Below are 19,360 nucleotides of genomic sequence, written 5' to 3' on the forward strand. Positions count from 1 at the left end.
GGCGCTGAAGGAGCCTTACGCCGACGCGGCCCCGACCACCCGGAGATACGCCTGCGCGCAGTCACGCCTACGGATCTCGACGGGCAGCAGGATGTGCCGCACCTCGCGCGGACCGTCCGGGTCCTGGATCCGCTGCGACAGCAGCTCCACGGCCCGGCGGCCCGTCTCCTGGGAAGGAACGCGCGCCGCGGCGATCGCCGGCGGCAGCAGGTCGAAGGGGCCGAAGCCGTCCATGCCGGCCAGTTCGATCTGCGGGGGACCTCCAGGCCGAGCACCCTGATGATCGATCCGGGCGGTCCGGGGATCACGTACGCGACGGATCGACCGCACGTTCTAGGCTGGCCGGATGTCCGAATTCGTATATCTGGCCCAGGGATCGCGCACGGCGATCCGTCCTTACACCCAAGCGGATGCCGAAGAGTTCACCACCCGGGCGAGGGAGAGCCGGGACATGCACAGCCCCTGGCTCTTCCCGCCCGACGATGCCCGCGCGTACGCCGTCTACGCGGGCCGGCTGATCGAAGACCCCACAAAGGCGGGCTTCCTGGTCTGCGAGCCAGGGAGCGGCGAGAGCGGGGCCGGCGAGGGTGGGGCCGGTGACAGGATCGCGGGGTTCATCAACATCAACAACATCGTCGGCGGCGCGTTCCGCTGCGGCGCGCTCGGATACGGGGTCTTCGCCCATGCGTCGGGGCGCGGCCTGATGAGCGAAGGGCTGGGACTGGTCCTGCGGTACGCCTTCGGGCCGCTCGGTCTGCACCGTCTCGAAGCCAATATCCAGCCCGCCAACGAGGGTTCGCTCGCCCTCGTCGGACGGGCCGGATTCCGCCTGGAGGGGTTCTCGCCGGACTTCCTCTTCATCGACGGAGCCTGGCGCGACCACGAGCGGTGGGCGATCACGGCCGAGATGCTGAGCCAGGACGGCGTCTAGTACCCGGGTCGGGCCGTGCCCACGGTCGCGGACACCACAGCAGCGGGCTCGGGCCCGGCCTGCACGCTGGGGGTTCCGTCCGGTGCCCAGATGCCGGAGCCGCCCGACGTGAGGGCGTACACGCCACTCGGTCCCGCCGCGGTGGCCAGCACCGCCCACACACCATGGGCCAGCGCCGCCCGGTTCATGTGCCCGTCGCGCCGGGCGGCCTGCTCGGGCCCGGGTCCGTAAAGGGTGCTCGCCACATAAGCGTCGATGCCCAGCGCGGCGGTGGCGGCGGCGTGTTCGGCAACGGCGGCGTCGTAACACACCGCAAGCCCCAGCCGCAGGCCGTCGATCACCAGGACCTCGGGCTTCTCTCCCGGGGCGAAGCGGTCGGACTCCTCGCCGTGCAGCCACATCTTGCGGTAGACGACGCTCGCGCCCTCGCCCGTGACGGCCAGGGTGGCGATGTACTCACGCCCGTCCGCGGCGCGCACCGGCGCCCCGACCAGGGCTGTCGCGCCCGCCTCGCGGCACGCCGTGACGATCGGCCGCAGGCGGGGGTCGTCGGGTGACACGGCCGGAGCGGCGAGGTCGTAGCCCGTGAGCGACAGCTCCGGGAAGACGACCAGCCGTGCCCCCGACCGGCCGATCGCCTCCGCATGAACCACGGCGTTGGCGGCGACGTCGAGATGGGCACAGTCGGGCTGGGCGACGGCGACAGTGAGCGGTACGGGCACGAGGTACTCCGGATCAACCGGTCGGCCGGGCACCTCGGGGGCGGACCGCCCGGGGAGAACCGCAGGTCACCGACGCGAACAAGGTCGTGACCAGCTTATAGAGCAGCTCAACCGGAGGAGCCGGCCGGGTCAGTCGGACGGAGCGGTCACCCGGGCCGGTTCGGTCGGCGCGGTCACCCGGGCCGGTCACCCGGACCGGTTCGGTCGGCGCGGTTCAGCAGTGGCCGGGCCTGCCGTACACGGTGATGCGCGCCTGTGTGACCGTTCGGCTCGCGCATTCCTCGAAGTAGGCGTCGAGGGTGGAGCGCTTGACCGCCTCGGGCGCGTTCGCTTCCAGGGGCTGGCCCTCCAGGTCACGCACCGCGATGACGCGTGTGCTGGTCAGGATGTGCGCGCGGATCCGGTCCGGTGGCAGCTCCCTGCCGAACAGCGTGTTGGAGGCGACCGGGGTCTGTTCCAGGGCGAGGTCGGACAGGGACCGGAAAGAGCCCGGCCGGGCCAGCGTCCATACGCGTCTGCGTGACGGCATGAACAGCAGCCCGTCTCCCGGCTCGGCCATGTCCTGGACTGCCCGGGCAATCGCGACAGCGTCGTTCTCGCGGCTCCCCGGCTTCCGTAGCGCGGTGCTCACGGGTACGAGGGCGGCGAGCACCGAGGCCAGTGCCACAGCACATGTCACACGTTGCATGGTTCCGGCACCGCATGCCGACTGCCGGAGCCGGTCGAGCATCGAGCCCGCCAGGAGCGCGAAGCCGACGGCGGAGGCCAGGACGTAACGGTCCACGTACAACGGATGCAGCGGGCTCGTCAGCATGAGCAGCGTGCTCGGCAGGATCAGCAGCGGGAGCGCGAGCGCGGACAATGTGATCGGTCCGCGCGCACGGCCGGCAAAGCGGGCGAAGGCGACGCCCAGCAGGGCCGTCGCGACGAAGCCCAGCACTTCCCCGGTGTCCGGCGTGCCGATCCAGTCCACCTGCGCGGACTGCGTGGTGCTGAAGGCGGCGAGCGGGAGGAGACCGGCGAGCACCCCACCCGCCGCGATGCTCCACGCCCGCGTCACCGGCCGCGCCAATCGTGCCCGGAAGACGGTCACACCATGGGCCAGGAGCATCAGTACGGCGAGCTCGTGGAGCAGGCAGGCCGTCAGCATCACCGCGCCGTACGCCACCCAGCCCCGTCTTCCCGGCCGGGAGAGGCCGGCGACGAGGAGGCAACTCGCCCATGTGATCAGCGCACAGACCAGGGCGTAGGACCGGCCCTCCTGCGCATACCGCTGCACCGGCGGGAGCAGCGGTAGGACGAGGCCCGCCAACAGCCCGGTCCACGTCCCTCCGAGCCGCTGCCCCAGCCGTACGATGCCGACCGCCGCCGCGGCGACCGCCAGTACCGACGGCAGGCGCAGCGCCACCAGGCCGCCGTCCCAGAGGCCGAACACGCCCCGCATGATCAGGTAGTACAGGCCGTGCACGACGTCGATATGGGCCAGGGTGTGCCAGATCTGCGGCACACTTCGATGTGACATTGCATAGGTGACCGCCTCGTCTCCCCACAGGGTGTCCTGGCGACGGATTCCCCAGACTCCGATGAGCAGGGCCGGCAGGCCGGGGGTCCACGGGACGGCCCGGCGCAGGGAGCTCCGGACCGGTTGCGGGAGATGTGCCGTTCGCGAATCGGCAGCGGGGGAGGTGCGCTGGATGAGAGAGATGACGTGCTCCGTCCGAAGGGGGGGGGTCTCTCGCTCAGCCGATCGTCCGTCGTGTTGATGGGCAGCCCCCGCAGGCTGGGCCCATCAATTTCATTTGCGCTGTTCAGCGACATGGCCCGGTCGACTCGACGGCGAATGGCGTGATCGCCGGTTCGGTGACTCGACGGTGGGGGCACGGGGTGGGACGTCCGGGGGGACCGGTGGATCCTGCCGCCGGTGCGGTGCAGATGTTCGCCCATGAACTTCGCAGACTCCGCCGCCGGGCGGGCAGCCCCACCTACCGTGCGATGGCCCGGCACACGCGCTGCTCCGCACCCGCATTCTCCGCCGCCGCAGCCGGCGAGCGCCTGCCGTCGCTGCCCGTCGCCCTCGCCCATGCGGCGGCCCGAGGCGGGGAGGCGGCGCACCGGGAGGAGCGCCGGCGCGCAGCCGCCGCCGTCTGCCCACGCTCCCGGGGCGGTCTCTCGAAGGACGAATGGCAGGCGCATCTGCCCGATGTCGGGTATCGGACCATCGGCTGACCCGCAGGGTGCACCCCACCGGCCCACCCCGGATTGGTCAAGTCTTTGCCCGTGGCCGATTCGGGCTCCCCACTGGCCCGCAGGCCGCTCCCGTACGGGCTGCGGAGCGCAGCACTCCGTATAGGAAGTGAAAAATGGCGGCCGAAAGTATGAGGGGCCGGCCTCCGTCGATGTAACGACCGTGTTGACCGTAGGCAATCGCAGGCAGAGGCTCGTTACATAGCTGCTAAATACAACTGGTTCTGCCGGGCCTTCGCTTTCGGCACGCCGCCCGGGGGACGGCACCGTGCCTACGAACGCTTTCCCGGCCGGGACCGAATCGGGAGGACGTATGTGTGGCATCACCGGCTGGGTCTCCTTCGACCGTGATCTGCGGGCAGCCGAGGACGTCGCGACGCTGGACGCGATGACGGAGACCATGTCCTGCCGGGGCCCCGACGACCGGGGGACCTGGATCGCCGATCACGTGGGGCTCGGACACCGGCGGCTCGCGATCATCGACCTGCCCGGCGGACGCCAGCCCATGACCGTCGGCACACCCGAGGGGGAAGTAGCCCTCGTCTACTCCGGCGAGGCGTACAACTTCACCGAACTCCGTACCGAACTGACCGCCCGCGGGCACCGCTTCATCACCGACTCGGACACCGAGGTCGTGCTGCACGGCTATCTGGAGTGGGGCGAGTCCGTCGCCGAACGGCTCAACGGCATGTACGCCTTCGCCCTCTGGGACAGTCGCCACGACAAACTCGTCATGATCCGCGACCGGATGGGCGTCAAGCCCTTCTACTACTGGCCGACGCCCGACGGAGTGCTCTTCGGCTCGGAACCCAAGGCCATCCTCGCCAATCCCGTGGCCCGGCCCCGGGTGACTCTTGACGGGCTCCGGGAGCTCTTCACCCTCGTCAAAAACCCCGGCCACGCCGTATGGGACGGCATGTACGAGGTGGAGCCCGGCACGGTCGTCACCGTGGACCGCGGCGGCCTGCGCAAGCACGTCTACTGGCAGCTCAGGACCCGTCCGCACCCGGACGACCGGGACACCTCGATCGCCAACGTCCGGTCGCTGCTCGACGACATCGTGCGCCGCCAGCTGGTCTCCGACGTACCCCGCTGCGTCCTGCTCTCCGGCGGCCTCGACTCGTCCGCGGTCACCCTGCTGGCCGCCCGGGAGCTCGCAAGGAGCGGCGAGAAGGTCCGCACCTTCGCCGTCGACTTCGTCGGACGCACCGAGAACTTCGTCGCCGACGAACTGCGCACCACCCCCGACACCCCGTTCGTGCACGACGTGGCCGAGCAGGCGGGCACCCTCCACCGTGACATCGTGCTCGACCCGAACACCCTCGCCGATCCCGACGTACGCGCCCGGATGATCCGGGCCCGGGACATCCCCATGGGCCTCGGCGACATGGACGCCTCGCTCTATCTGCTCTTCCGGGCCATCCGCGAACACTCGACCGTCGCGCTGTCCGGCGAGTCGGCCGACGAGGTCTTCGGCGGCTATCTCCAGTTCTTCGACGAGGAGGCCCGCAGCGCCGACACCTTCCCCTGGCTGGTGCGGTTCGCCGAGCACTTCGGCGAGGACGCGGGCATGCTCCGCGACGACGTGAACCAGGCCCTCGGCCTGGAGACGTACATCCGCGACAGCTACGACTCCGCCGTCGCCGGCATCGAACGGCTCACCGGTGAGAGCGACTTCGAGTACCGCATGCGCAGGATCTGCCATCTGCACCTGACGCGGTTCGTACGCATCCTGCTCGACCGCAAGGACCGCGCCAGCATGGCCGTCGGCCTGGAGGTCCGGGTGCCGTTCTGTGACCACCGGCTCGTCGAGTACGTCTACAACACCCCCTGGGCCCTGAAGTCCTTCGACGGCAGGGAGAAGAGCCTGCTGCGTGAGGCGACCGCGGATCTGCTTCCCCGGTCCGTGTACGAGCGGACCAAGACCCCCTATCCGTCGACCCAGGACCCCAAGTACGCCGTCGCCCTCCAGGAGCACGCCCGCGACCTGCTCGCCCGCCCGGACCACCGGGTCTTCGACCTCATCGACCGGACCCGGCTGCAACGGGTCGCCGACCACGGCGCACCCCGGATCACCTCGGCGTCCCGCCGCGGCCTGGAACGCACCCTGGACCTCGCGATGTGGCTGGACATGTACGAGCCGGAGGTGGACCTCGGCTGAGCGGGCCGCCGCCTCCGGCGTGGCGCGCGCATCCGTGTTCGGATGCCGCACCGGCTCACCTCGCGGATCGCCCGGCACCGGTGCGTTGCACGACTCCGTCGGAGGGTTGCGCCGGAGAGGTGGCCCGAGCGCGTCGGCCGATGAGGGTACGGTTCCGGCGGTTCCTCCCGCAGAGGAGTGTCCCCGTCGGGGTCGACGTACTCAACGGACCCGCAGGGGCGTGAGGCCGTGGTCGACGAGCGGGCCGACGGTCAGCCCCTCGGCCCGGAGGCCGCTGATCATTTCCGGCAGCATCGCGAGTGCGGGCCGCCACCGGCCGGATGCCGACAGATCGGCATCGTGGAGGAGGACCGTGCCGCCGCCCCGCAGTCCGCTGCGCACGGTCGCCAGGACTCTCTCGGGGGTCGCGCCCTCGGTCCAGTCCCGGCCCCAGGCCGACCACAGCACCGGCCTCAGCCCGGACTGCAGGGCCGCGGCCCAGCGGCCGCCCGTCAGGATTCCGTACGGAGGGCGGTACCACAACGGCCGGGCGCCCGAGATCCTTCGTACCGCCTCGGCGGCGCGCGAGACCTCGCGCGTGTCCCGGACAACGGTGGGAAGCCATGGGCGGCTGTGCGTCCATCCGTGAACGGCGAGTTCGTGTCCGCGGCCGACGATGTCGCGGCCGAGCTCCGGATGGCGCAGAAGACTCTCCCCGAGCACGAAGAACGTGGCGCGTGCGGACAACTGGTCCAATACGCGCAGGAAGTGCGGGGTGGAGCGGGGATCCGGGCCGTCGTCGAAGGTCAGGGCGATGTGGCGAGGGTGTCCGAGGCCGGCCAGGGAGGGGAAACACCTGCGCCGCAAACCGGGCAGCCAGGTGCCGGCGGGGGCGACATGAGCGGTCAGTGCCAGCGCCGACGCGGCCAGTGGGGCACGGAACGCAGGAGGGAGCTTCATGGGCCGGGGATTCATCGGGATTCCGCGCCTTCGTCGTTGTCGGCCATCGGTTGCGGTCGGGCCTGCTCCGTCGCGTCGTCGTTCCCTCTCGTCGAGTCCCAGTGACCCGCGACCGCCGATGAGAGCGACAGGCCCACTGTTCCGGCAGCGATCAGGCAGGCACCGAGCGTGGCCGGCAGCAGATGAGCGCCCAGCGCGATCCGCTCATCGAACAGTGCCTTCCCCAGCACCACACCCAGCAGCGCGTCCCCGAGGGTGAGCGCCGGCTGGGAGGCGGCGAGCGTCCCGGCACGCAGGGTGCTCTGGAGCAGCAGCAGACTCAACAGACCGGCGCAGCACATCGCGTACAGGTACCCCGTGGTGAAGACCGCGGCCGCACCCTCCGGGATCCGGCCCGTGACCTCCTTGATCAGAGCGGCCGTACATGCGAAGGAGACGGCGGTGGCACAGCCCAGCACCGCGGCGCGGGCGGCGCCCTCGAGGGGCCGGGCCAGCAGGGTCAGCGCGGCCGTTGCCGTCGCGGCGGAGATGCCGACAGTCAGCCATGTGCCGGCCTGTCCCGTTGCCTCACCCACCGACGGGCCGGCGGCGGACAGGAAGAGCGCCAGCCCCACGGCGAGCATCAGGAACGACACCCACGTCCTGCCGCCCGGACGGTGATGGAAGACCGCCGTGCCGAGCAACAGCGTGAAGAGGAGTTCGCTCGCCATCAGCGGCTGGACCACCGACAGGCTGCCGACCGCCAGCGCGCCCGCCTGGAAGGCCGCGGACAGCCCGAGCGCCGACGCACCGGCCAGCCAGAAAGGACGGCGTACCAGCTGCGCCAATCGGCGCACCGCCTGCCGCACATCCGGTCTGCCGCCCGCTGCCTCGAACTCCACCTGCTCCATGGCGGCCCGCCGTTGCAGCACGGATGCGGCTCCGTTGGCGAGAGCCGCCGACAGCGCCAGCATCACGGCGAGAACGTTCATGTCGCTGTTCAGCCGAAGCGGGTGGCGAGACGGTGATAGAGCCCGGGGGCGACGGAGCGCACACATCCCGGCAAACGCAGCCAGCCGGGGATGAACACCTCGTCACGGCCCGCGACAACGGCGTCCCAGACCGCGTCTGCGACGCGTTCCGGCGGCATGGGCCGGGGCCACGAACGGGTGTACGGCAACCCCCGGCGTTCGAAGAACGGGGTGTCCACCACCGCGGGGACCAGATGGGTGATGCGTACTCCGGTTCCCCTCAGTTCGTAGTGCAGCGCATCGGCGAAGGCGGCAATGGCTGCCTTCGCAGCCGAGTACACCGCCTCACCCCGGACAGCTGCGGATCCCGCCACCGATCCGATCAGCACGATGTGCCCGCGCCCCGCAGCGAGCATGTGCGGCAGCAGGAGCCGTACCAAATGGACGACGGACACCAGATCCACGGTGAGGACCCGGTCGGCGGCGGCAGCCGGCATGGAACGGAAGGAGCCGGCCCAGCCGACCCCCGCTGCCGCCACGAGCAGGTCGACTCCGCCGGCGGTGTCGAGGGCCTCCTTGACCAGTTGCTCCGTACTCTCGGCCGACATCAGGTCCGCGTAGAGAGCCGTCGAGTACGTCGTCGCCGCCACGCCGTCCAGCCGCTCGCGGTCGCGGCCGGCGACCAGGAGCTGCCAGCCGCCTTCGGCCGCGATCCGGCGTGAGACCGCGGCGCCGATACCCGAGGAGGCCCCCGTCACCAGGGCCACACCCGCCCGGACGCCCCTGCCGTCCGACTCGTCACCGCTGGGCACGCCGCGGTGAGTGATGCCCGGAGCACGTGACATGGCTTCTCCCCTGTCTCAGCACGGTACGGCGCGGTGCCCGCCCCTCACACATTCAGGATGTGGGACTTCGCGTCGCCGTGTCGGGTTAGGAGTAGCCCGGACGGGCGTCGGCAAAACCGTCGGGGCCCTCGCCTCACCGCACCGCACCGCTCGCGCCCACAGAATGGAACCGCGTTCCGTGTCTCTTCCGACGGATCCTTCGGATGCTCGCCGAACGAGGGTGGTCATGTGCCTGTTGGTCATGCGGTCGAGCCTCCGGCCGCGCGTCGAAGCCTCGGCCGGACTCAGGTGTTCCCGCTGCGACGAGTGAAGGCGCCATCGGCGCTGTCGGCTCCGGATGGCGGAACGGGACTCCGGGGGCCGGTAACGGCCGCCTCCTGTACCGACGCCCGGGAGGGGGTGTACGACGGATGAACGCGGTACCCGGACGCTTCCTCATCCTGAGCGCAGGCATGGGCTCCGGTCACCATGCGGTGGCCGCCGAACTGGCCCGTCGGCTGGAGGCAGGCGGAGGGCGGACGACGACGGTCGATGTCCTTGATCTGCTGCCCCCCGGTATCGGCAGCGGACTGCGCTCCTTCTACCGGTCGGTCATCTGCCGCATGCCCGTGGTCTATGCCGGGCTGTACACGGCGTTCTTCCGCGCCGGGGGCGGCCCCCGCCCCGGGAGCGCCCCGCTGGCCGCCCTCGCGGAGCGAAGACTGCTGATGCTCGTCGCGCAACAACGACCGGACGTGCTCGTACCCGTCTTCCACCTTGCCGCCCAGCTCACCGGCGGGCTCCGCTCGCGCGGCGCACTCCCGGTCCCGAGCGCTGTCGTCATCACCGATTTCGCTGTTCACCGCCAATGGCTGCATCCGGGCAACGACCTCCATCTGTGTCTCACACCCGATCTTGCGCGTCGGGTACGGCGAGCGGTACGGCGTCCGGCCGTCACCTCCGGCGCTCTGGTGGCGCCCCGGTTCCATGCCCCGGCGCCCACGGCGGCGGACTGGCAGCGGCGGCTCGACTCGCCGGACCGTCCGCCGGTGCTGATCTCGACGGGGGCCTGGGGCGCCGGCGACCACCTGGGGCAGACCACGCGGCTGGTGGCTTCGGCGGGCTACAGACCGGTCGTGCTCTGCGGCACGAACACACGCCTTCGCCGGGACCTGTCACGTATCGCCCATGCCGATGCAAGGGGCTGGGTCGACGACATGCCAGGACTCATGACGGCCTCCCGCGCGCTCATCGACAACGCGGCAGGGCAAACGGCGCTCGAAGCGATGGCCGTCGGATTGCCGGTGGTCAGCTATCGGCCCATTCCGGGGCATGGCAGAGAGGGCGCCCGACGGATGGCCGAGCACGGTCTCACCGACTACGCACCGGACCCGTGGGCGCTGATCCGGGCCCTGGACAACCTGACCACTTCGGGCCCGGCGCGCGAGCGGCGCATCACCACAGCCCGCAGTCTGTTCTCCGGCGCGGGCGTGCTTCCTCTCGAAGCTCTGGTCCGGCCGGGCTGAACGGCCCATCCGGAAGCAACGGCTTCCCTGCTCAGTGCACCTGTGGCAGCTTTCGGTGCGGTGTCACGCCGCTCCTGACGTCCGCCGCCCCTTGTAGTTGATCTTCATGGTGTCCATGTCCGTTGCCGTGGACCGCAGTTCGCCATGGCCGTACCCCTGCTCCCTCAGCAGCGTCCCGGCCCGGTCCTCGGCGATCGCGGATGCCATCTCCTCGCCGTCCCCGGCGTCCGACACGACCACGAACCGGAAGCTGAAATGCTTGAGCACACGGTCGTACGTCAGCGAGCCCTCCTCGGTGAACTGCATCGCGCTCAGGCCATGCAGGTCCACCTCGGACAGGAGCCGGGCGCGCGCCTCGTCCGTCAGACCGTCCCAGGTACCGCGCACGATCACTCGGTAGGTGTGCTGCGTGCTCATCGTGTTTTCCGCTCCGCATTCCGCTCGTGAACCGTCGAGGGCCAAGGTTACGGCGATGAGGGCGGGGCGCACGCGAATTGTCGCGGGGGCGGCGGCCCCGGGTCATTGCGGGGAGGGCGACCCCGGCCGTCGCCTCCGTGGACTTTTGCCGAAGTCTGACGGCGACGCCCCTGGCCGGGCCGCTGTCCAGCGTGTTCCATGGTCATCGGGGGCGCCCGGACCTGCGGCGGCCCGTGTGAGGGAGCGAGGTTGCCTTGGCCACGACCGTACGACGTGCCGTACTGACTCTGCCCGCCGCACCACTGGGCCCGGAGAACCCGCTGCCCGCGCTGCGGCCGCTCGACGAGATGCATGTCGTCGACGACCGCGACCGGGCCGGACTGCCACGTGACATGGCACGCCAGATCGGCTATGAACCACTGGCCACCGTGCTCCCGGTCCGCATCCTCGACGGGTACGGGCGCGAACGCGTCCCCACCGGACTGGACGCGATCATCATCGAGAACGACCGGCTGAGGGCCACCGTCCTGCCCGGGCTCGGGGGCCGCATCCACTCCCTCCACCACAAGCCGACCGGCCGCGAACTCCTTTACACCAACCCGGTCCTGCAGCCCGCCGACTTCGCGCTCAACGGTGCCTGGTTCTCCGGCGGCATCGAATGGAACACAGGCGCCACGGGCCACACCACACTGTCCTGCGCCCCGGTCCATGCCGCCCGGGTGTCCGCACCCGACGGCGGTGAAATGGTCCGCCTCTGGGAGTGGGAGCGGCTGCGCGACCTGCCGTTCCAGGTGGACCTCTGGCTGCCCGAGGATTCCGACTTCCTGCACGTCGGCGTACGGATACGCAACCCGCACGAACACACCGCACCCGTCTACTGGTGGTCCAACATCGCCGTACCCGAGGGCGAGCGCACCCGCGTCCTGGCCCCGGCCGACGAGGCATGGCACTTCGGTTACGAGCGGACTCTGACCCGGGTCCCGGTCCCCGAGGCCGGCTCCGTCGACCGTACGTACCCGCTGCGCGGTGACTTCCCCGCCGACTACTTCTACGAGGTGCCCGAAGGCGCCCGTCGCTGGATCGCCTCCCTCGACGAGGACGGCCACGGACTCGTCCAGACGTCGACCGATCTGCTGCGCGGCCGAAAGCTGTTCCTGTGGGGCAGCGGCCCGGGCGGGCGCCGCTGGCAGGAGTGGCTCACCGAGCCCGGCACCGTCGGATACGCCGAGATCCAGGCCGGACTCGCCCGTACCCAGTTGGAGCACATCCCCCTCGAACCGGGCGCCGAGTTCAGCTGGCTGGAGTCGTACGGACCGCTGTCCGCGGACCCCCGGGCCGTGCACGGCGACGACTGGGCGGCGGCCCGCGCCGAGACCGAGCGGCGGCTCGCCGAGGCGCTGCCCCGCGCGGATGTCGACGCCGCGTACGCCGCCTGGCGCCCCTGCGCCGACAGCGAGCCCGGTGAGCCGCTCGCCACCGGTTCCGGCTGGGGTGCCCTCGAAGTCCGGCGCGGCAAGTACAAGCTCCCCGGCACACCGTTCGCCGAGTCGACCCTGGGTGAACAACAGGCCCCCTGGCTGGAGTTGCTGGACCAGGGCGTCTTCCCCGAACCGCGCAGGGTGGTCCCGCCCGGCCCCTCCCTGGTCTCACCGCACTGGCGCGACATGCTGGAGACGGCCTCCGCCGAACCCCTCACGGAGTATCACCTCGGAGTCGCCCAGTGGCACGCCGGCGACCGCGCACAGGCGGTCCGCAGCTGGGAACGCGGACTGGCCCTCGCCCCGTCCCGCTGGCCGCTGTTGCGCTGCCTCGCCGTCGCCGCCGAGGAGGGCGGCCAGCGGGACCGGGCGGCCGACCTCTACACCGAGGCGTTCGACGACCTGTGCGTGGAACGTCGCGACGACGGCGATGTCTGGACGTCCGCCACGGCGGCGCTCGGCCGCGAGGCGATGGAGGCACTGCTGACGGCAGGGCGCCCCGAAGCGGCCCGGACGGTGTGGGCCGGCCTGCGCCCGGCACTCCGGCAGCGCGGCCGCTTCCGCCTGCTGGAGGCCCGGCTGCTGATCGCCGAGGGCGACCGCGCCGCCGCCCGGGCCGTGTTCGACGAGGGCTTCGAGGTGGCGGATCTGCGCGAGGGCGCGGAAATCCTGGACGAGGTGTGGGCCGAGCTCACCGAGGAGCCGCTGCCGGACAGATACAACTACCGGATGCGTCCCAGGACTTGATGGCGAAAGCCGTCCGGCCCGCGACCACCTCCACCGGCGCGGGCCGGACGGCCGCGGGCCGGGGGCCGCAGGTCAGACGGTCAGGTTCCGGTCGACGTACTCGAAGACCGAGCCGTCCGGATGCACCGCGATCAGATTGCGTCCCACCGGCGTCGGTACCGGGCCTGCGAGGATCCGGGCGCCGACGCGGGTGAGGGAGGCGTGGGCTTCGTCGACATCCTTGACCGCGATCGTCGCCGTCACCTTGCGCAGGATCTCCAGCTCCGACTCCGGGCCGCTCATCAGGAGAAAGCAGCTGATCGCGGCGACCGAGACGCCGCCACGCTCGAAGCGCAGCGCAGAAGTGGCCGTGAGGTCCTCGTAGAAGGCCACCGCGGCCTCCAGGTCGTCGACGCAGATACGCAGCGTGGTTCCCAGAATGTCCATGCGGACAAGGGTAGTTGGCGGTGTTCAGGCCCGGCAGAGCACCTCGCCGTGCGGGACCATGAACCAGGCGTCGCCCCGTGCGCCCCACTCGCGCCAGGCCGCGGCGATCGCGGTCAGCTCCTCGGTGCTCGCGTGGCCGCCGTCCACGGCCAGCTTCGCGTACCCCGAGCCGACCGTACGGTCCGCCCACATGGCGCTCCACCAGGCGCGGCTCTCCGGGGTGGCGAAGCACCAGTTGCCGGCGGTCGGGGCGATGTCGGTGAAGCCGGCCCGGCGGGCCCAGGAGAGCAGCCGACGGCCGGCGTCCGGCTCGCCGCCGTTGGCGCGGGCCACCCGTCGGTACAGTTCCTGCCAGGCGTCCATGCCCGGTACCTCGGGGTACCAGGTCATCGCCGCGTAGTCGCTGTCGCGAGCCGCGACGATTCCGCCGGGGCGGCAGACGCGCCGCATCTCGCGCAGCGCCTGCACAGGGTCGCCCACGTGCTGGAGCACCTGATGGGCATGGACGACATCGAACGAGTCGTCGGGGAAGTCCAGGGCATGGACATCGGCGGTGGTGAACTCGACGTTGTCCAGGCCGCGTTCGGCCGCGAACTCGGCCGCCCGGTCCAGGATCTCCCGGCTGGTGTCGACGGCGGTCACCCGGCCGGGGGCGACCAGCGCGGCCAGATCCGCGGTGATGGTGCCGGGGCCGCAGCCGACGTCCAACACTGCGATGCCCGGGCGGAGTTCGTCGATCAGATACGCCGCGGAATTGGCGGCGGTGCGCCAGCGGTGCGAGCGCAGCACCGACTCGTGGTGGCCGTGGGTGTAGACGGCGGTCTCCTTCGGCATGGCCGTGGATCCTTTCTCGGAACGCAGAACGCAGAGCGCGAAATGCGAACCGCGAAACGCTGATCGATACGGTCACCGTACGCTCGAATGTCGAATGATGAGATGCGTGTCTTGATATATGGACGATCAAAAGGTGACCGGTGTGCGGAAGGGGCGGCCAACACGCAGTCGGCCGCCCCTTGTTCGCTCGCGCGCGGCTGATTCCCGGACGCTCCTCTATACCGGCATCGGGCAGTACACCGTCAGCGCCTCCGGAAGCTTGTCGATCACCAACTCACGTCCGCTGTACGCCACTTCGCCGTCGTACGCATAAGGTGTGCCGGGCTTCAGGCCGGCGATCCGCACACTCCGGCGCCGTTTTGCCGCATGTACGGGGGAGCGGGTCAGCGGGCCCGCGACGGCTGCCGCCAGCAGGCGCAGCCCCGGCGTGCGCCCACCGTGCACCACCCGTACGTCCAGCAGGCCGTCCGCGAGATTGTGCCGGCGGCCGGGTGCCGGACCCACCCGCTGGAACAGGCCGTTGCCCACGAACAGCAGCCACAGCGGGCGCCGCCGGCCCTCCAGCTCCGCCTCCAGCGGACGCTCGCCACGCAGCACCTCCCATGCCGCGACCAAGCCCGCCGGCCAGCCCCCGATACGTGGGGCCCAGCGCTCACGGGTCCGTACCAATTCCGGATAGACGCCCAGGCTGAAGGCGTTGAGAAAGTGGCCGTGCCCACCGTCGGGCCCCTCGGGGCCGGGCCGGAACCGGCCGAGGTCGACCCGGACCGCATCGCCCGCGGTCAGCGCGGCGCAGGTGTCGTCCACGGTCTCGATGCCCAGGTCGTACGCGAAGTGATTCAGCGTCCCGCCCGGGAACACGGCGAGTGGCAGACCGTGCGCGGCGGCGACGGCCCCGGCCCGGTTGACCGTGCCGTCCCCGCCGCAGATCCCCAGTGCCCTGCCCCGTCCCGCCGCCTTCTCCAACTCGGACGAGAGCTCCTCGGGGGTGCACTCCACCACCTCGGCGCGCGGCAGAGCATTCCGTACCAGCGAGGCCGTCGCGGTCGCCGTGCCCGATTCCTCGTTGACGACGACCACCAGGTCCTGGCCGGCCGGCAGCGCGGGCGCATGGCCGGGCGGGCGGCCCGGCGCCGGGAGCTGTCCGCGGGTCGGTACGACACCGCGCAGCGCCAGCGCGGCCCCCGCGCCGAGCACCGCACCGGCCAGCACGTCACTCGGATAGTGGACTCCGGTGTAGACGCGGGAGGCGGCGACGGACAGGGCGAGCGGTGCGACCGCCGCACCCCAGCCCTTCGATTCGAGGGCGACACCAGTGGCGAAGGCCGCGGCCGACGCGGCGTGCCCGGAAGGGAAGGACGTGGTGAACGGCTGATGCTTGAGCCGGCGGATCACCGGCACGGCGTCCAGCAGCGGACGCTGCCTGCGTACCGCGCCCTTGCCGATGGTGTTGATCGCGGCCGACGCCACGGCCAGCGAGGCGATCCCGCGCAGCGCGGCCCGCCGGGCCCGGGCACTTCCGCCCAGCGCCGCCAGGCCCGCCGCGGCACCGAACCACAGCAGCCCGTGATCGGCGCTGCGGCTCAGTCGTGGCAGCACGGGCTCGGCGCCCGGCCAGTTCCGGTGGGCCAGGCCATGGAACACGGCGAGATCGCGGCGGTGCAGCCAGTCGCGCAGTGCGGTGGACGACCGGCCGGTGAACGGGGTACGGCGTGGTGCAGACATGGGACAGCGAATACCCCGCCCCGGCGTGCCGAACCAGGAGGCGCGCTCGCGCACCCGTCACGGGCCGGGGAGAGTGGACCCCATGGCATCTGTCCCCACCAGCGAAATTCTCGACCGCCACGGCGAGGCGCTCCGGCTCTTCACGGACCGGGTGCATGCCGTACGCGACGACCAGTGGTCCGCACCGACGCCGTGCACCGAATGGACCGTCCGCGATCTGGTCACCCATCTCGCCTCCGAGCAGCTCTGGGTGCCGCCCCTGCTCACCGAGGGCCGTACCGTCGCCGAGGTCGGTGACACCTTCGACGGCGATGTGCTGGGCGACGACCCCGTAGCCGTGTGGGACCGGGCCGCGGACGGGGCGCGCCGGGCGTTCGAGGCGCCCGGCGCCCTGGAGCGGACGGTGAACCTGTCGTACGGGAACAGCACCGCCGATGCCTACTGCGCGCAGATGGTGGCCGACGCGGTGGTGCACGCCTGGGACCTGTCCCGGGCCATCGGCGCCGACGAGCGGCTGCCCGCACCACTGGTCGCGTTCACGCGCCGCGAGGTCGGACCGTATGCGAAGGATCTCTCGCAGAGCGGCCTGTTCGCTCCGCCCGTCGAGACCCCCGCGGACGCCGGCCCGCAGACCGAACTGCTCGCGCTCCTCGGCCGACGGGCCTGACCTCGCCCGCGGTCACCTGCATTGTCGCGGCAAGTGCCACCCGATTACCCTGTGTTCGTGATGCCGGTCATCGACCGGAGTGCCGGACGCGAGAGATGGGTGCACGACCATGGGGCGACTCGTCCCCGCGGTGACCAGGACTCCGGACGTACTCGAGCTCTTCCTCCACGGCGACGGAACGCTCACCGCCCCCGAGGTCACCCGCAAGCTCCAGCTGCCGCGTACCACCGCCCATGAACCGCTCACCACCCTCGCGGCCCGCTCCTGTCCGGTGCCGGTCGCGGACCGGCCGGGCCGCTACCGCCCGGCGCCGCGCTCTCCATATCCGTACCCATGATCCGCTGGACCGAGGAGCGCGAGGAGGAGCCGGCAAGCCTCGCGGCCGACGGTGCCGACGCGCTCTCCGGCCGGCTCGGACACCACGAGGGGCAGAAGTGACCACCACACGCCTGGATGTTGCCGTACACGAGCACGCCGAACTCGGCGAGGGACCGACCTGGGATCCCGTCACCGGCCGGCTCATCTGGGTCGACATCGTCTCCGCCCGCGTGCACACCTACGACCCGGTCAGCGGCCGCCGTACGGTGATGGCCACCGAACAGCACGTCGGAGCCGCCAAGCCGCGCGCCGGTGGCGGACTTGTGGTCAATCTGCGCGACGGCATCGGCCTGTACGACCCCGACGGCGCCTTTCGCTGGCTGGTCCACGACCCGGAGCCCGGACGCCGCGGCAATGACGCGGCGGTCGCTCCGGACGGGGCGCTGTGGGCGGGCACCATGCGCTACGACGGCGCGGAGACCGGCGGCAGCCTCGCCCGCGTCGCACCCGACGGCGCGGTCACCCCGGTGCTGCCCGTCGTGGCCTGCGGCAATGGCATCGGGTGGAGTCCGGACGGGCGGCTGATGTACTTCATCGACACGCCCACGCGCCGTATCGACGTCTTCGACTTCGACGGTCAACACGCCGTGAACCGACGCCCGTTCGCCACCGTCGAGCAGGGTGCGGGATTCCCCGACGGGCTGACGGTCGACGCCCGGGGAGCCGTCTGGGTCGCTCTGTGGGACGGCGCTGCGGTGCGCCGCTACACGGCCGACGGTGCCCTGGACCGGATCGTCGAACTCCCCGTACAGCGCCCGACGGCCTGCGCCTTCGGCGGCAGGGACCTGCGCGACCTCTACATCACCTCGGCCCGCACCGGGCTCGCCGCTCCGCATCCGCTGTCCGGTTCGCTGCTGGTACTGCCGGACGCGGGGCACGGGATGCCCGGGACGGCCTTCGCGGGCTGAGCCCGCCTCCCTCGGCCGTTACCGATGGCCCGCTGCCGGGCGGGTGCCTCGACGGCGCCGTTGGGCGGGCGCGGTCGGCCGAACCCTCGTATAAAGGGCCCTGAGTGCGAGACGACGGGACGGGGCGGCGGCGAAGGAGGCCCGGATGGGGCGGAAGCGGACCGAGCGGACCGGACGGGCGGGGCGCAAAGAGAAGGACGGGAGTGGTGTGAGTTCCGTACGGGAGGACCGCGGTCCCGTCCGGTACGGGCCGCCCGCACCCGATCCCGGTCTGCCCGTCCTGCCCGAGCTGGCCGAGGTGCTCGCCGCCGCGGCCGGCCGCAGCGAACCTGAACCGACCGGCGGCGGCGACGCCCTGCGCGAGGCCGCGACCGCCTACTGGGAGCGGCGCGGACTGCGCGGCAGCCCGGAGAACATCGCCGCCGCCCCGGGTGCCTCGCCGCTGCTGCTCGCGCTGATCGCCGCGCACGGCGGCGACGTGCTCATGCCGCGCCCCTGCACAGCCACCTGGATTCCGCAGGCCAGGCTGCTGGGCAGACCCGCCTATCATGTGCCGACCCCGGCCGAGTGCGGCGGCGTGCCCGATCCGTACGCGCTGCTGGAGACCGTCCGCAGGGTGCGCGCCGAGGGAGGCAGGCCCCGGCTGCTGCTGATCTCCGTCGTCGACGACCCGACCGCCACCGTCGCCCCGCCGGAACTCGTGCGCGAGGCGTGCGAGGCGGCGGTCGCCGAAGGGCTGCACATCGTCAGTGACGAGACCTGGCGCGACACCCTGCACCGGCCGCACGACACGGTCCTGCTCAGTCCGGCCGAAATGTGCCCCGACGATGTCACGGTCGTCTGTGATCTCGCCGGTGCGCTGACCCCGTCCGCCTGGCCGGTCGCGGTCGCCCGGTTCCCGGACACCGAGCGGGCAGCGGTGCGCCATGCCCGTACCCTCGACATCCTCACCGCACTCGGCGCGCATGTCGCGGGGCCCGTCGCCATGGCCGCCGCCCACGCGCTGCGCGAACCGGACTCCGTCACGGACCGGGTCCGCCGGGCCGCCGCGCTCCAGGCGCAGGTCGCGGCAGCGGCCCACCGCGCGGTCCTCGCATCGGGCGCGCTGGCCAGACCCCCGCAGGCCGGCCGCCATCTCTACGCCGACCTCGGGCCGCTCAGATCCCGGCTCGCTGACCGGGGTGTCACCGACTCGCTCGAACTGGAGGAGTACCTGACGGAACGCCTCGGCGCACCGGCGCCGGGCGGCCACCGGTTCGGCGACGAACTGGGGGCGCTGCGCGTACGGCTGGGCACCGGGACGCTCCTCGGGTCGGCCCCGGAACAGCAGATGGAGTCCCTCACCGCTGTGGCGCCCCTGGAATTGCCGCATGTGGCTCAAGCCCTGAGCATTTTCAAAGAGGCCCTCGACGAACTCCGATGACGAACCGGGATGCCGGACCGAGATGCCGAACCGACTCCGGACAACTCCGAATCACCCCGT

Annotated in this window: 18 protein-coding genes and 1 pseudogene; 9 read left to right on the forward strand and 10 right to left on the reverse strand. The window is 71.6% G+C overall.

Annotated features, from left to right (window positions below; translation table 11 throughout):
• Positions 1–15 precede the first annotated feature (15 nt).
• Positions 16–234, reverse strand: coding sequence for a hypothetical protein (locus ACFVYE_RS07455; RefSeq protein ID WP_383960164.1), 219 nt, complete (start codon positions 232–234; stop codon positions 16–18).
• A gap of 112 nt (positions 235–346) precedes the next feature.
• Between ACFVYE_RS07455 and ACFVYE_RS07460 the strand changes: the two genes are divergently transcribed.
• Positions 347–931 carry a GNAT family N-acetyltransferase gene (locus ACFVYE_RS07460; RefSeq protein ID WP_383960161.1) on the forward strand — a complete coding sequence of 195 codons (585 nt, stop codon included), beginning with the start codon at positions 347–349 and terminating at the stop codon, positions 929–931.
• On the opposite strand, the gene ACFVYE_RS07465 is transcribed toward ACFVYE_RS07460, so the two are convergent.
• Both ACFVYE_RS07465 and ACFVYE_RS07470 read right to left on the reverse strand, forming a co-directional pair.
• Positions 928–1,653: a carbon-nitrogen hydrolase family protein gene (locus ACFVYE_RS07465; RefSeq protein ID WP_383960159.1), complete on the reverse strand. Its 726-nt coding sequence runs from the start codon at positions 1,651–1,653 to the stop codon at positions 928–930. The genes ACFVYE_RS07460 and ACFVYE_RS07465 overlap by 4 nt on opposite strands.
• Positions 1,654–1,867: 214 nt before the next feature.
• Positions 1,868–3,160, reverse strand: a complete 1,293-nt coding sequence (locus ACFVYE_RS07470; protein WP_389604521.1) for a hypothetical protein — start codon at positions 3,158–3,160, stop codon at positions 1,868–1,870.
• Positions 3,161–3,558: 398 nt separating this feature from the next.
• Here ACFVYE_RS07470 and ACFVYE_RS07475 point away from each other — a divergent pair, with 398 nt between their 5' ends.
• Together ACFVYE_RS07475 and asnB are read left to right on the forward strand one after the other, a co-directional pair.
• Complete coding sequence (locus ACFVYE_RS07475) at positions 3,559–3,879, forward strand: hypothetical protein (protein WP_383960153.1); 321 nt, start codon at positions 3,559–3,561, stop codon at positions 3,877–3,879.
• 331 nt (positions 3,880–4,210) lie between these two features.
• Entirely contained in the window at positions 4,211–6,058 is a 1,848-nt protein-coding gene (asnB, locus tag ACFVYE_RS07480) for an asparagine synthase (glutamine-hydrolyzing) (protein WP_383960150.1), read from the forward strand.
• Between the two features lie 201 nt (positions 6,059–6,259).
• On the opposite strand, the gene ACFVYE_RS07485 is transcribed toward asnB, so the two are convergent.
• Genes ACFVYE_RS07485 through ACFVYE_RS07495 form a run of 3 tightly spaced genes read right to left on the reverse strand, consistent with a single transcriptional unit; the run spans position 6,260 to position 8,792 of the window.
• Positions 6,260–6,997: a polysaccharide deacetylase family protein gene (locus tag ACFVYE_RS07485; RefSeq protein WP_383960147.1), complete on the reverse strand. Its 738-nt coding sequence runs from the start codon at positions 6,995–6,997 to the stop codon at positions 6,260–6,262.
• 11 nt (positions 6,998–7,008) lie between these two features.
• Positions 7,009–7,968, reverse strand: coding sequence for a DMT family transporter (locus ACFVYE_RS07490; protein WP_383960144.1), 960 nt, complete (start codon positions 7,966–7,968; stop codon positions 7,009–7,011).
• Positions 7,969–7,976: 8 nt separating this feature from the next.
• Positions 7,977–8,792 carry an SDR family NAD(P)-dependent oxidoreductase gene (locus ACFVYE_RS07495; RefSeq protein WP_383960142.1) on the reverse strand — a complete coding sequence of 272 codons (816 nt, stop codon included), beginning with the start codon at positions 8,790–8,792 and terminating at the stop codon, positions 7,977–7,979.
• A 410-nt stretch (positions 8,793–9,202) separates the two neighbouring features.
• Between ACFVYE_RS07495 and ACFVYE_RS07500 the strand changes: the two genes are divergently transcribed.
• A complete protein-coding gene (locus ACFVYE_RS07500; RefSeq protein ID WP_383960139.1) occupies positions 9,203–10,297 on the forward strand; it encodes a galactosyldiacylglycerol synthase in 1,095 nt (364 codons plus the stop codon).
• Between the two features lie 63 nt (positions 10,298–10,360).
• On the opposite strand, the gene ACFVYE_RS07505 is transcribed toward ACFVYE_RS07500, so the two are convergent.
• The gene (locus tag ACFVYE_RS07505; RefSeq protein ID WP_389604524.1) at positions 10,361–10,714 is read right to left on the reverse strand and encodes a DUF6204 family protein; all 354 of its coding nucleotides are present in this window, start codon (positions 10,712–10,714) and stop codon (positions 10,361–10,363) included.
• Between the two features lie 254 nt (positions 10,715–10,968).
• Here ACFVYE_RS07505 and ACFVYE_RS07510 point away from each other — a divergent pair, with 254 nt between their 5' ends.
• Positions 10,969–12,939, forward strand: a complete 1,971-nt coding sequence (locus tag ACFVYE_RS07510; RefSeq protein WP_389604527.1) for a DUF5107 domain-containing protein — start codon at positions 10,969–10,971, stop codon at positions 12,937–12,939.
• Positions 12,940–13,011: 72 nt separating this feature from the next.
• Here the strand turns inward: ACFVYE_RS07510 and ACFVYE_RS07515 are convergent, their stop codons facing one another.
• The 3 genes from ACFVYE_RS07515 to ACFVYE_RS07525 all read right to left on the reverse strand — a co-directional run bounded on the left by ACFVYE_RS07515 (position 13,012) and on the right by ACFVYE_RS07525 (position 15,924).
• Positions 13,012–13,365, reverse strand: a complete 354-nt coding sequence (locus tag ACFVYE_RS07515; RefSeq protein ID WP_383977259.1) for a VOC family protein — start codon at positions 13,363–13,365, stop codon at positions 13,012–13,014.
• 24 nt (positions 13,366–13,389) lie between these two features.
• The gene (locus tag ACFVYE_RS07520; RefSeq protein WP_383977262.1) at positions 13,390–14,199 is read right to left on the reverse strand and encodes a methyltransferase domain-containing protein; all 810 of its coding nucleotides are present in this window, start codon (positions 14,197–14,199) and stop codon (positions 13,390–13,392) included.
• Positions 14,200–14,415: 216 nt separating this feature from the next.
• Complete coding sequence (locus ACFVYE_RS07525) at positions 14,416–15,924, reverse strand: bifunctional phosphatase PAP2/diacylglycerol kinase family protein (protein ID WP_383977265.1); 1,509 nt, start codon at positions 15,922–15,924, stop codon at positions 14,416–14,418.
• An 82-nt stretch (positions 15,925–16,006) separates the two neighbouring features.
• Between ACFVYE_RS07525 and ACFVYE_RS07530 the strand changes: the two genes are divergently transcribed.
• From ACFVYE_RS07530 to ACFVYE_RS07545, 4 genes and pseudogenes are all read left to right on the forward strand, one after another.
• A complete protein-coding gene (locus tag ACFVYE_RS07530) occupies positions 16,007–16,591 on the forward strand; it encodes a TIGR03086 family metal-binding protein (RefSeq protein ID WP_383977268.1) in 585 nt (194 codons plus the stop codon).
• 109 nt (positions 16,592–16,700) lie between these two features.
• Positions 16,701–16,916, forward strand: a pseudogene (locus tag ACFVYE_RS07535) (helix-turn-helix domain-containing protein); the annotation flags it as partial.
• Positions 16,917–17,025: 109 nt separating this feature from the next.
• Positions 17,026–17,877 (forward strand): SMP-30/gluconolactonase/LRE family protein, encoded by an 852-nt coding sequence (locus ACFVYE_RS07540; RefSeq protein WP_383977271.1) that lies wholly within the window; start codon positions 17,026–17,028, stop codon positions 17,875–17,877.
• A gap of 145 nt (positions 17,878–18,022) precedes the next feature.
• Complete coding sequence (locus ACFVYE_RS07545) at positions 18,023–19,300, forward strand: aminotransferase class I/II-fold pyridoxal phosphate-dependent enzyme (RefSeq protein ID WP_383977272.1); 1,278 nt, start codon at positions 18,023–18,025, stop codon at positions 19,298–19,300.
• Positions 19,301–19,360: the final 60 nt, after the last annotated feature.

The organism is Streptomyces sp. NPDC058239 (assembly GCF_042882185.1).
Taxonomy (GTDB): domain Bacteria; phylum Actinomycetota; class Actinomycetes; order Streptomycetales; family Streptomycetaceae; genus Streptomyces.

Bases quoted from the DNA above. Each gene is read 5' to 3' on its own strand.
- ACFVYE_RS07530 (WP_383977268.1), top strand. From the start codon at position 16,007: ATGGCATCTGTCCCCACCAGCGAAATTCTCGACCGCCACGGCGAGGCG.
- ACFVYE_RS07500 (WP_383960139.1), top strand. From the start codon at position 9,203: ATGAACGCGGTACCCGGACGCTTCCTCATCCTGAGCGCAGGCATGGGC.
- ACFVYE_RS07495 (WP_383960142.1), bottom strand. From the start codon at position 8,792: ATGTCACGTGCTCCGGGCATCACTCACCGCGGCGTGCCCAGCGGTGAC.
- ACFVYE_RS07460 (WP_383960161.1), top strand. From the start codon at position 347: ATGTCCGAATTCGTATATCTGGCCCAGGGATCGCGCACGGCGATCCGT.
- ACFVYE_RS07485 (WP_383960147.1), bottom strand. From the start codon at position 6,997: ATGAAGCTCCCTCCTGCGTTCCGTGCCCCACTGGCCGCGTCGGCGCTG.
- ACFVYE_RS07515 (WP_383977259.1), bottom strand. From the start codon at position 13,365: ATGGACATTCTGGGAACCACGCTGCGTATCTGCGTCGACGACCTGGAG.
- ACFVYE_RS07505 (WP_389604524.1), bottom strand. From the start codon at position 10,714: ATGAGCACGCAGCACACCTACCGAGTGATCGTGCGCGGTACCTGGGAC.
- asnB (WP_383960150.1), top strand. From the start codon at position 4,211: ATGTGTGGCATCACCGGCTGGGTCTCCTTCGACCGTGATCTGCGGGCA.
- ACFVYE_RS07490 (WP_383960144.1), bottom strand. From the start codon at position 7,968: ATGAACGTTCTCGCCGTGATGCTGGCGCTGTCGGCGGCTCTCGCCAAC.
- ACFVYE_RS07545 (WP_383977272.1), top strand. From the start codon at position 18,023: ATGGGGCGGAAGCGGACCGAGCGGACCGGACGGGCGGGGCGCAAAGAG.
- ACFVYE_RS07525 (WP_383977265.1), bottom strand. From the start codon at position 15,924: ATGTCTGCACCACGCCGTACCCCGTTCACCGGCCGGTCGTCCACCGCA.
- ACFVYE_RS07455 (WP_383960164.1), bottom strand. From the start codon at position 234: ATGGACGGCTTCGGCCCCTTCGACCTGCTGCCGCCGGCGATCGCCGCG.
- ACFVYE_RS07520 (WP_383977262.1), bottom strand. From the start codon at position 14,199: ATGCCGAAGGAGACCGCCGTCTACACCCACGGCCACCACGAGTCGGTG.